This is a genomic window from Litorimonas cladophorae, assembly GCF_014652455.1.
GTDB classification, from domain to species: Bacteria; Pseudomonadota; Alphaproteobacteria; order Caulobacterales; family Maricaulaceae; genus Litorimonas; species Litorimonas cladophorae.
Window position 1 is genome coordinate 268,770 of the sequence record NZ_BMYV01000002.1, and the last position, 11,883, is coordinate 280,652.

General features: G+C 52.6%; 9 protein-coding genes. 3 read left to right on the forward strand and 6 right to left on the reverse strand.

Annotated features, from left to right (window positions below):
- Positions 1-75: 75 nt before the first annotated feature.
- Positions 76-1,983 carry a DUF885 domain-containing protein gene (locus IE073_RS09100; RefSeq protein WP_189584610.1) on the reverse strand — a complete coding sequence of 636 codons (1,908 nt, stop codon included), beginning with the start codon at positions 1,981-1,983 and terminating at the stop codon, positions 76-78.
- Positions 1,983-2,255, reverse strand: a complete 273-nt coding sequence (locus IE073_RS09105) for a 4a-hydroxytetrahydrobiopterin dehydratase (RefSeq protein WP_189584613.1) — start codon at positions 2,253-2,255, stop codon at positions 1,983-1,985. The genes IE073_RS09100 and IE073_RS09105 overlap by 1 nt, the downstream gene beginning before the upstream one ends.
- Positions 2,256-2,540: 285 nt before the next feature.
- On the opposite strand from IE073_RS09105, the gene IE073_RS09110 reads away from it, so the two are divergent.
- Together IE073_RS09110 and IE073_RS09115 are read left to right on the forward strand one after the other, a co-directional pair.
- On the forward strand, positions 2,541-2,882 hold the full coding sequence (locus IE073_RS09110; RefSeq protein WP_189584616.1) for a VanZ family protein: 342 nt from the start codon (positions 2,541-2,543) through the stop codon (positions 2,880-2,882).
- A gap of 13 nt (positions 2,883-2,895) precedes the next feature.
- Positions 2,896-4,149 (forward strand): hypothetical protein, encoded by a 1,254-nt coding sequence (locus IE073_RS09115; RefSeq protein WP_189584620.1) that lies wholly within the window; start codon positions 2,896-2,898, stop codon positions 4,147-4,149.
- Positions 4,150-4,315: 166 nt separating this feature from the next.
- Here the strand turns inward: IE073_RS09115 and ftsY are convergent, their stop codons facing one another.
- Genes ftsY through IE073_RS09135 form a run of 4 tightly spaced genes read right to left on the reverse strand, consistent with a single transcriptional unit; the run spans position 4,316 to position 9,485 of the window.
- On the reverse strand, positions 4,316-6,127 hold the full coding sequence (gene ftsY, locus IE073_RS09120) for a signal recognition particle-docking protein FtsY (RefSeq protein WP_189584623.1): 1,812 nt from the start codon (positions 6,125-6,127) through the stop codon (positions 4,316-4,318).
- Between the two features lie 2 nt (positions 6,128-6,129).
- Positions 6,130-7,428 carry a tRNA (N(6)-L-threonylcarbamoyladenosine(37)-C(2))-methylthiotransferase MtaB gene (gene mtaB, locus IE073_RS09125; protein ID WP_189584626.1) on the reverse strand — a complete coding sequence of 433 codons (1,299 nt, stop codon included), beginning with the start codon at positions 7,426-7,428 and terminating at the stop codon, positions 6,130-6,132.
- Between the two features lie 55 nt (positions 7,429-7,483).
- Positions 7,484-8,323, reverse strand: coding sequence for a diaminopimelate epimerase (gene dapF / locus IE073_RS09130; protein WP_189584629.1), 840 nt, complete (start codon positions 8,321-8,323; stop codon positions 7,484-7,486).
- Between the two features lie 7 nt (positions 8,324-8,330).
- Positions 8,331-9,485 carry a serine hydrolase domain-containing protein gene (locus IE073_RS09135; RefSeq protein ID WP_189584632.1) on the reverse strand — a complete coding sequence of 385 codons (1,155 nt, stop codon included), beginning with the start codon at positions 9,483-9,485 and terminating at the stop codon, positions 8,331-8,333.
- A 95-nt stretch (positions 9,486-9,580) separates the two neighbouring features.
- Between IE073_RS09135 and IE073_RS09140 the strand changes: the two genes are divergently transcribed.
- Positions 9,581-11,776: a prolyl oligopeptidase family serine peptidase gene (locus IE073_RS09140; protein ID WP_189584635.1), complete on the forward strand. Its 2,196-nt coding sequence runs from the start codon at positions 9,581-9,583 to the stop codon at positions 11,774-11,776.
- The last annotated feature ends 107 nt before the right edge of the window (positions 11,777-11,883 follow it).

Here is an 11,883-nt window from a genome sequence, read left to right on the forward strand (position 1 = left end):
CCGCCGAACCAGTTGCATTTTTGCGGCTTGGTCTCGGCGGGTTTTTCATGTCGAACTGCCAATCGAGGGCGTTGCCTATTTACCCGAGGTTTGTTGCGCTGATGCAGGTGCGTCTTGGCGCTGGGCTTCACGCGCGGCTTCAATTTCGAGCTGATTTAACCGGCGGCGTTCGTCAAAAATAAAGCGATCAATACGGGTTTCGAGGATGTCGAGCGGTATTCCACCACCCGACAAGACGGCATCATGAAAACGACGAATGTCAAAATCATCGCCCAAGGCATCTTCCGTTTTCGCCCGAAGTTCGAGAATTTTCAGCTCTCCAACTTTATAGGCGAGAGCTTGACCCGGCCAAGAGATGTAACGCTGCACCTCTGTTTTAATATTGTGCGGGGCAAGGGCTGAATTTTCTAAGAAACAGGCTTCAGCTTCTTCGCGGGTCCAGCCTTTCCAGTGCAAACCCGTATCGACAACCAAACGGCAGGCGCGCCACATTTCATAGGACAGTTGACCAAAGCGCTCATAGGGCGTTGTGTAAATTCCCATCTCGCCCGCTAATTTTTCCGCATAGAGTCCCCAGCCTTCGCCGAATGCGTTTGGATAAAGGCTTTTTCTAAATTTCGGCAGACCTTTTAATTCTTGTCCGATTGCGATCTGCATATGGTGACCTGGAACACCTTCATGTGCGGTCAAGGCGGGCAAATTGTAGAGCGGACGATTGGGCAGATTATACGTATTGACGACATAATTCCCGGCCTGTCCACGATCAGGGTCCCCTGAAAAATAACGCCCCGTTGTATATGATTTTTCGATTTCCCGCGGCACGGGAATGACGCCATAGGACAAACGCGGCAGGGTTTCGAAATATTCGGGCATTTTGCCATCAAGCTTCTTCGCAATAAAGCTTGCATGCATCAGAAGTTCTTCGCGGGTTGTCGCGTAAAATTGCGGGTCCGTGCGCAAAAACTCTAAAAACTCCGCAAAGCTACCCTTAAATTCGACTTCGGCGATAACAGCGTCCATTTCGCGGCGGATGCGTACGACCTCGGACAAGCCTAAGGCGTGAACTTCATCGGGTCCCATATCCAATGTCGTGAAATAGCGGGTCAAGGCGCGGTAATATTCACGCTCCTCTTCACTATTTCCCAGGCCAGCCGTTTGACGCGCCGCAGACGCATATTCGTCACGCATGAATTTCGAAAGATCGCGATAGGCAGGAATAGCGGCAGATTCGAGCGCGGCTTTTCCTAAGCCCCGTAGACGCGTTTGATCCTCGACGGAAATGCTCTCTGGGAAGTCTTTAAATGGCGCAAATAAGGGATGTGCAGTCGCAGATGTTTCGGCCATGGCATCAATCATCTCTTGAATACCAGGAAGAATTTCTGCGCTCGCGGTGAATTTGGTGCGGATTCCACGGCGCATATTTTCTTTCGCTTGCGCGAAATAGCGCGGCAGTCGGGTCAGGCGCGCCGCATAGGCTTCGTAATCCGCGATTGTGTCAAAATCGGTGCGCCGCACGATAAAGCCAAGTTCGTTGAAAAACCCACTATCATTGGTGAACGGGACTCGCGCTGAATCAAATGGCGCAAGACGTTGACGCTGCGTAAGTACAAAACCGAGCAATGTGTGGTTCAAACGATCATCATCGGTCATGGGCAGTTTGGAAAGCGCCGCATGGCGGGCCAAAAAGCCCATCGTTTTTTCATTCGCGGCGGCGTCGGCTTCAGGAGAAATATCAGGAAGCTGTTTCAGGGCTTCGCGGTCGCCTTCTTGCCCGCGTCGGTAAATATCGCCATCAAGTTCGGCGGCTTCAAAATCCGCAATGAGAAGCGCCAGCGTGTCGTCCTGTTTACAAGCAAACTCTCCATCTAGTTCTATGACCTCACCACCAGGGCAGATCGGTAGAATTTGGCTTTGAGTTTGTTGTCCATGCGCTTGAAACGGCAGGGCCGCGCTCAGGAGTAGAATAGGGAGGAGGCGCCGCATTATGAAGCCGCCTTTTCCATAGCTTTGGCAAGCGCGACATCTTTTTCCGTGACCCCACCCGCATCATGCGTCGTCAACGTTACATCGACACGGTTATAGACGTTGAACCACTCGGGGTGATGGTCCATTTTTTCCGCGATAATTGCGATATGAGTCATGAAAGAAAAGGCCTCGACGAAATCGTCAAATTTGAAAACCTTCGTGATAAAGTCATCGCCGCCTGTCCATCCGTCCAAATCTTTTGCAACATCTTTTGGGTTCATAACTGTCATGAGAAATCCTATTCACTCTGTCCACCCGCCCGGATGATGGGCTTCTGACCGCTTGAGCGCCTTTTGCCAAGGGCTGTCTTTGAGAGAAACTCAAAAGTCTGGCAATCCTATTTCATATTAAGGCCCCATTCAGGCAAAATATGTGATCGGCCACATTCGTGCCACAATTAAGGGTCTGTTTACCATAAATGGCTGAACTTGGGATAACATCTATAACGCATTTGCCGCGAAAAGACCTTATCTTGGTCGTCGCCTTGCCTCATCCCCTATCCTATAGGCGGACATATGAAATGGATTTTCCGATTGCTGACGGCAGCAGCCCTCCTGACAGTGGCATATATGAGCCTACGTCCTTCGCTCGCGGTGGGGGGCGTTCCGAACATGGACAAAGTTCTGCACTTTGGGGCCTATGGCTTTCTGGCGGGTCTCGCGCGGCTCGGCTGGTTACGAATTTGGGGCGGCTGGATTTTTCTCGGATTGGCGGTTTTCGGAATTGCGATAGAAATTGCACAACACACAATGGCGCTGGGCCGAACCGGATCGATCGCCGACACGGTCGCCAATCTCGGTGGCGCGGCCTGCGCTCTTCTTATTTTCCATTTCTTATGGACACGTTATCAACGCTAAGACGGAGGCCATTATGCGCCAACTGACTTTCCCCTTAACGGCTGCATTACTCCTTGGTGTAGCGGGATCCGCCTTTGCGGCGGGGCCGTCGCAATTTCCATCGGCGCTGCCACCGGTTTCGAATCCGGGTGAGTGTTACGCGCAGGTCAAAATTCCTGCGCAATATGCAAGCGGATCCCAGCGGGTCCAAACTGCCGACTCCTATGCAAAACTTAAAGTCACAGAGCCAGAATTTCAGCGCCGAGATGAAACGGTTATGATCAAGGAACCAAGTGTCAGATATGAAGTGCGCCAGCCGACTTATCGGAGTGTGAGCGAGCGTGTTTTGACCCGCCCAGGACACGACCGCCTGTCTGTGTCTGCCCCTCAATTTTCAACGGTGACAGAGCGCCTGCAAACGAGCGCTCCACATTTGGTTTGGAAACGCGGCAACCCCGGCGAGCTACGCCGCCAAGGATATGTTATTCATTCTACCGCCGACGGACGACTGCGCAGTTCTTCAGGTTATACCGGAGGCAGCTATGCCTCGACCCAAAGCGGCGGTGATAGCTGTGGACCGGGTTGTGAAATTTGGTGCTTGGTCGAAGAACCAGGCACGTCAGTCACCACAACACGCCGTGTCATGAGCGCGCCTTCCCGTGTAATCCGCACGCCGGTTTCGCCGCAATATCGTACAGTTACGCGGCAGGTCGTGGCCGAGCCAGGGTTTGTAAAAGAAGTGCCTATTCCCGCCGAATATAGCACTATCGCTATCGATGATTTGGTGCGTCCCGCAGAAGCTTATGAAGTCACAGTTCCCGCAGAATTCGGCGACGTTACGACCAAGGAACTCGTCAGTCCTGAGCGCTATGAATGGCGTCGTGTTTTATGCCGACCTGGATCTGGGTCGGGCACTGTTTCTGGAACCCTGACCGAAGGAGGCTCCGTCGCAGGGACGACCTATAGTGGCGCAGGCTCTCAGTATAGTGGTTCCCAAAACAGTGGGTCTAACACAGATGACTATTCTGGCACCCATACGGTTTCGTCAGGCGCCTATGTTTCGCCCACGACGTACAGGAATGGCTATACCGCAGGCCAGAGTTACAGCGATAGCTTGGGATATTACGGTTCGGGCAGAATGGCTGAGCCTATTGTCACATCAGAGACTGAGACGCCTCAACCTCGCACTGGCTACTACGGTACAGAAGATTATCCTGCCTATCACAATCAGTCGAATTCCGAACGGTCTGAACCACAAAGACGTGTCCCGCAACGCAAACGCCGTTAGGAAATTTGCAGCACACAAAGGGTCAACACGCATTTGGGTTGGCACGCTCCGTTGACGTTGGGCCTCCCGAGTTGGGCAGAGAGCTCTTTCGGGCGAGATCATCGTCCATGGGCGCGGGTGTGATGTTTGTGCCACCGGATATTGAACGCGCACAGGCCGTCCGCCGTTACTCACCCAAACTATCGGCAACACCGGACAGGGCTGCCGCGAAGACGGGAGCGCTGAAGTTTTCTAAATCTTCAATGCCTTCGCCAATTCCGATATGATGGATCGGCAATCCGTATTTATCCGATAATGCGACCAGCACGCCACCTTTGGCTGTGCCGTCCAATTTCGTCATAATCAGGCCTGTCACATCCGCCGTATCCTTAAAGGCTTCGGTTTGCATCAACGCATTTTGACCGACGGTTGCGTCCAGCACCAAGATGGAGTGATGTGGCGCTGTTGGGTCTTGCTTACGAATGACGCGAATGATTTTGGAGAGCTCCTCCATGAGCTCTGTGCGGTTTTGTAAACGGCCGGCCGTGTCGATCATCAGAATGTCAACATCTTCGGCTTGCGCCCGTTTGATGGCATCAAAAACGAGTCCTGCCGCGTCTGAATTTTGCGACCCGCTCATGACAGGTGCCCCTGCACGGTCGCCCCAAACAGTTAATTGTTCAACGGCTGCGGCGCGGAATGTGTCGCCAGCGACGATCAGAACTTTCTTGCCTTGCTTCGTATATTGATTGGCAATTTTGCCTAAAGTCGTCGTTTTGCCCGACCCATTCACACCGACAAATAGCATGATTTGCGGCTTGGCCATGCCAAACACAATGGGCCGCTCCAGCGGGGTCAGAATGTCTGAAATAACATCTGCGAGCGCGATTTTGATTTCGAGATCGGTGACCTGTTTATCAAATTTATCTTCTCGCAGGCGGTCCGTCACTTTCGACGCAACACCATAACCCAAGTCAGACATCACGAGGATATCTTCTAATTCCTCTATCGCTTCATCATCCAGCTTGCGCTTCGTGAAAGCTGCGCCGACTTGGTCTGACATGCGCGTGGTGGATTTGCGCAAGCCTGCACTAATGCGGCCCATGAAGCCGCCTTCGGCAAGCGGTTCAGCTTCGGGTTTAATCTCGGGCAGTCCAGCCGCAGCGCGGTCGGCTGCGCGTTTGGCGTTTGCGGCGTCTGCCGCTTCGCGTTCCGCGATTTCGCGGGCTGCGCGTTCTTCTGCGACACGAGCGCGGCGATCGGCTTCCTCGGCTTCTTTCTTAAGGCGGGCCGCTTTGATCTTTTCTTCGGCAAGGCGCTCGGCCTCAATGCGCGCCGCCTCAATGCGTTCGCGTTCAGCGCGTTCAGCCTCCAGGCGGGCGGATTCCTCAGCTTGGCGTTGGACTTCGGCTTTAATGCGAGCCTCTTCGCGCGCTTTGGCTTCGAACGCTTGCGTCGCTTTTAGCGCGGCCGCCTCGGCCTCGGATTTTGCTTTGGCGAGCGCGGCTTCCGCTTCGGCCTTGATACGCGCAGCCTCAAGCGCTTCAGCCTCTTGTCGAGCTTTCTCCTCTGCGGCGCGTTTGTTTTTGGCCTCAGCGGCAAGCCGTTGTTCTGCAGCTTTGCGCGCAGCCTCGACTTCGGCACGTTTCTGAGATTCGGCCTCAAGGCGGGCTTTCTCATCTAATTCGTCTTGGGCTTTACGGGCGTTTTCTTCGGCAAGCTGTTTGGCACGTGCCACATCGCGTGCCGCTTGGATTTCAGCGAGGCGTTTTTCTTCCAGTTCCCGTGCGGCCGTTTCTTCTGCCGACATACCCTGCGAAGCTTCGTCTTGTTTTCGCGCAGAGGCGAGGGCGGCCGCGTTAATCGCCGCCATACGCGCGGCCATTTTTTCATCGACGCGCTGCTGGGCCGCGGCTTTGGCTGCCGCCTCTTCTGCTAGCTTATCCGCTTTGGACTTAAAGCCTAATTTCGACAGGAACCCTTTTTTCTTCTCAGCCATATTTAAATCAAGGTTCCAATTAATTGTGTATCTGTTGCGCCCGTAATCCGAACACGCGCCAAGCTACCTGCTGCGGCGGGATTGTCTACGGCTATGAGTGAAAAATCGGGGAGACGTCCTAAGCCTGTTTCTTCGAACAAAGCTTCGTCCTCATCGCCAATACGGGTCTGCAAGTGTGTGGCTTTTACAACGTCACCTGCGTCGCGCAGACGCTTGGCGCGAGCTTTGACAATATTGCCATTTACGGGTGGTATTTTGGCAGCTGGGGTACCTTCACGAGGCGAAAACGGAAAGACATGCAGCCACGGAATGCCGATCTCTGAAACAACGCTCAAAGAATTTTCAAACATCGCGTCGTTTTCGGTTGGGAAACCCGCGATGATGTCAGCGCCAAATGTAAATTCAGGCCGGGCTGCGCGCAAGCGTTCGCACAAATCAACGGCATCGGCACGCAGGTGACGGCGCTTCATCCGTTTTAAAATCATATCATCCCCTGCTTGCAGGGATAGATGCAGATAGGGGCTCATGCGTGGTTCGCTGACCAGCAGATTAAATAGAACGTCGTCGACTTCCGCAGGGTCAATAGACGACATCCGCAGGCGAGGTAGATCAGGCACGAGCTTCAAAATGCGGCGCACCAGATCGCCCAGCGGCGGCGTGCCCGGTAAGTCTGTGCCCCAGCTTGACAGGTCCACACCCGTGAGAACGACTTCGTTATAACCTTGTTTGACGAGGGATTTAATAGACCCGACGATTTCACCCGCCGGAACGGACCGTGAATTACCTCGACCATAGGGGATGATACAAAATGTGCAGCGGTGGTCGCAGCCATTCTGAACCTGTAGAAAAGCGCGGCTTCGATTTTGCGATTTAATGGCCGGCGCATTATCACTGCCCATAAATTGCGGCGCGGTTTCGCGCACGCTCATTATGTCATTTACGCGAATACGTTCGGTGGGTGCATCAGGCCCAAATGAGAGCGGGCTCATTTTTTCATGGTTGCCTAACACCTGATCGACCTCGGTCATATCGGCGAACATAGTCGGGTTGATTTGCGCCGCGCAGCCCGTGACGATGATACGGGCATCGGGATTATCGCGCTTGGCCTTGCGCACTTGGCGACGGCTTTCGGCGACGGCGTCATTTGTGACGGCACAAGTATTTATAACAACGGCGCCCTGATCGCCAACATCCCGCGCATTTTGTGCCATGACGTCAGACTCATAGGCGTTCAAGCGACAGCCCAAGGTGATCACCTTCGTGGCGCTTTTCGCGGAAGTTATGTCAGGGGCATCAGCCATAGCGAGCATGTGGTGGAGATAGCGTGAAGGGTCAAGTCAGGCAGGCAGGCGCCAGTTAAACGGACCCTTCGCTTTCCAACTCGACCGGGCCTGTCATGATGACATGGTCATCACTTTCGCGCCAATAGATGTGGAGGGTGCCGCCGTCGACCTCAACGGTGACGTCACGGCCTGTGCGTTTCTGACGATGGGCTGCCACGACCGCGGCGCAAGCGCCCGTGCCGCAAGCCAGCGTCATGCCAACGCCACGTTCCCAGACCTTCAAACGGATGCGATCATCCGCGTCGACCCGCGCAAAACCAACATTGACTTGCTCAGGGAAAAGCGGGTGAAACTCGATCATTGGTCCTGCCAGATGGGGTTTGACCTGCTCAAAGTCCTCTACGAAAAAGACGCAATGCGGGTTGCCCATGCTAACCGCGCCTGGGTTGGACAGGACGGGATTATCGATCGGGCCAAGTTTTACATCAATGTGATGGGTGTGCATCGGCTCCTCAAGGGGGATTTGTGCCCAGTCAAGTTTTGGCGGGCCCATGTCGACCGAGATTTCAAATTCGCCTGCGCGGGTGCAATAGAGCAATCCGTCGTTGGTCTCGACAACGCAGGTGTCGGTCTTTGCGTCGCGCATATGCAGCCAAGCTGTTGTTCGGGTCGCATTTCCGCAGGCATCAACCTCGAAGCCCTTTTGATTGCGGATTTCCATAAAAATATCGGCGTCTGGCGACTTTGGCGCGCGTAGGATCACAATTTGATCCGCGCCTTTCTCGCCCATCATCTTGCCACCCGGTTTTGCAATCTCAATCGTTTGTGCATCAGACAAGGTAAAACCCGGCGTTTGCCGCGCGTCAAAGACGCCAAAACGGTTACCCGCGCCATTCATAATCAGGAACTTCATATGGGGCTCATATATGTGCGCGGACCACGGGCGCAAGCGCGTCGAACAAGGCTTGGTGCTCGACAGAGTGATTAGGTGTCGTTCCCGTCAGGGTAAAACCCTCGTGCGCAGTTCCAAGCTGAGCAAAAGCAAAGCTCAACTCTGTTCCCGGGACGCAAAACGCACCTGTATATGCGCCATAGGCTTCGCCAAGATGCCCCGCGAGTTGAACGCCTTTAATTGGCGATTGATCGGCAGAATAGACATAGCTGCCAGGCCCAAAGCTAAGGAAATGATTGTTCTCGGTCGCCCCGTTCCTGCCGTCGAATATCCAAGACGGCGAATGAAAATTTGTCCGCGACTGCAGCAAATCCGCAATGCGTAGTAAATCAGACAAGCTCATTCGCATTCCCCCTTGGGGTGAGAAAAGTGTGCCATTTGTTCCAATTTTGTAGTTTCCTAAGCCTTGTATGCCACGCCCTAGGTAAATGGGGCTCGCCAAGGGAATTTCAGCAGGTAAGTCAACTGTGGCCCCCCACTCTCCGATTTCATCCTGTCGGTAAAGGGCGGCGGCCAGTTCGCGTTTTCGCGGCGAGACACCCGACCAGTTCAAACCTGCGTCCAATCCATGCCGCGTTACCCAATTCCAAATCAAACGATCAAATCTTTCTCCTAACTGGGTTTCGACAATTGTCGCTGCGAGACCGTAATTGAGGTTTGAATATCGAAAATATGTCCCAACGGGGTGGGTGAAATCGGCAATTGTGTAAAGCGATTGAATATTTGTCTGAATATCCGCCCAATAGACATCCGGATCTCTTAGTCCCGAAACGTGTAATAATAGGTGTTTTAGCGTTAACCCGTTCGGTGTGTTGGTCAGGATGTCATCGACGGTTGCGGTTAAATTTAAACGCCCCGCATCCGCCCAATCCTGAATTGCCATGGCGACTATCAATTTGGTGATAGAGGCGATCCGAAACGGAGCGTTTACGGTAAAATCGTCCGTCGCTCCAATAACTGACTGGCCCGTGACGTCGGACGCGATGATTTTGCCCGACTTTGACACGGCCCAACCTCGTCCCGGCTGGGGATGCGCGGGGGGTCTGGATTTGGCGCAGGCTGTCAGGCCAATTCCCATCCCAATGGCAAGAGCGCCTAATAATGTTTCGCGTCTGTTGAACATCTGGCAGACCTCTTAAGTCGCCTTGCCCTGTGGCGCAAATTCCGCTTTATCAAGCCAAAGCCTTTCCTAAGGCCGTAATATAAGGGACGAGACTTATGACCTTTACACGATTTTCCAAAGCTGCCCTGTTCTGGAGTGCATCTGCATTCTTAATGGCATGCGCAGATTCAAACACATCAAAGCCAAGTACTGAAACAGCGGAACTGGCACAAACAGGCTCCTATAAAATGATTTCTTATGACACCGCGGGTGAAACAGATGCTGACCATCTCTGGCTAGAAGAGGTCGAAAGCGAAAAAGCGCTGAACCAAGTTAAGACTTGGAATAAGCGTTCGCTGGACACCTTAAAGGCCGATCCGCGCTACGCGACTTTTTATGCGGATGCGCTGGAGATTCTACAATCCAAAGATAAAATTCCATATGTGTCCTATCGCAATAATGAGGTTCATAATTTCTGGCAGGACGAAACCCATGTTCGCGGGATTTGGCGAAAATCAACGCTAGATTCTTATCTCTCTGATGCGCCTGTCTGGGAGACCGTTCTCGACATTGATAAGCTTGCTAAAGATGAGGAAAAAAACTGGGTCTATAAAGGTAACACCTGCCTAGCCCCGACATATGAGCACTGCATGGTGAATTTGTCCGACGGCGGTAAAGACGCCGTTGTCCGTCGTGAGTTTAACACGAAAACCAAGACATTTGTTGAAGACGGTTTCATCACGCCCGAATCCAAAGGCACGATGGATTGGGTCGATGAAAATACTGTCGTAATCGGAGTCGATTTTGGCGACGGTACAATGACGGATTCGGGTTACCCCATGTTGTCCAAAATTTGGAAGCGGGGAACTCCTTTGTCATCGGCTGTCGAAATCGGCCGTGGCGAGAAGACAGATGTCGGGTATTGGGGCGGCACGTTTGAGCTGTCGGACGGGCGCCGCGAAATCGTCGTGTCTCGCTCTGTTGATTTCTATAACTCAGAGGTTTTTCATTTCCCGCGCAATGCCGATGGATCTGTGGCAACCAAACGTAAATTCCCTATTCCGATGAAATCTAATTTGGGCTCTGAGTTTAAGGGGCAGGTTCTGCTGTCGCTGAACGAAGATTGGCGTGAGTTTAAATCAGGCGATCTCGTTAGTTTCGCATTTGATGATTTCGCAGAAAATGGTGAAATTGAAACCGTAAATCTTGTTTACCGTCCCGACGCTAAATCCTCCATGAATGGATATGGTACGACCAAATCAAAACTGCTGATGTCCATCTCTACCGATGTCAAAAGCGCGGCTTACGCTTTTGATTGGGACGGAAAGGCGTGGACGTCGAAAAAACTTGATTTCCCCGCTAATGGTACGGTCGCGATCGGCGCAACCAATGACAAAGAGGATGTGGCCTTTGTCAGCACTGAAAGTTTCCTGACCCCAGACACGCTCTGGACCTACAACACAGCCACGGAGAAAAAGGCAAAAGCAAAGTCTTTGCCAGATTGGTTCGATGCCTCAAACATGGTCAGCGAGCAATTTTTCGCCACGTCGAAGGATGGCACAAAAGTTCCATATTTCGTCGTTCGCGCCAAAGACACGCAAATGGACGGTACGAATCCGACCTTGCTCTATGGCTATGGCGGTTTTGAAATTTCGCTCAATCCATCTTACTCCGCAACGCGCGGGAAACTTTGGTTGGAGAATGGCGGCGTTTATGTGCTGGCCAATATTCGTGGGGGTGGAGAATATGGCCCAAGCTGGCATCAGTCGGGATTGAAGACTGATCGTCAACGCATTTACGATGATTTCATCGCCGTGGCCGAAAGCTTAATCGCCAAGAAAATTACATCACCTGCGCATTTGGGTGTCGAAGGCGGATCAAATGGCGGTTTGCTAACCGGTGTTATGACAACCCAACGTCCAGACCTGTTTAACGCGGCTATTATTGCTGTCCCGCTTTTGGATATGCAGCGATTCCACGTGCTACTGGCGGGTGCGTCATGGATGGGTGAATATGGAAACCCAGAGGATGCTGTCGAAGGGAAATTCCTGCGCCAAATTTCGCCCTATCATAATCTTGATCCAAATGGAGATTACCCTGAAGTATTCTTGATTACTTCAACCAAGGATGACCGCGTACATCCCGCCCATGCGCGTAAATTTGCCAAGCGTATGGAAGATCAAGGACATGATTTCTTCTACTATGAAAATATTGATGGGGGGCATTCAGCCGCTGCGAATTTGAAGGAAACCGCCAACCGTCTGGCGCTGCAACATGTGTATTTGATGCAGAAACTTAAAGACGGAAAATAGGGCAATTTAAAATTACTGAAATAGCAAACCGCCAGATTGAATAATCTGGCGGTTTTTTAATGCCGACCCGCTGCGTTTGAAGTCCGCTGCGCTTTACTTTTTGCCCC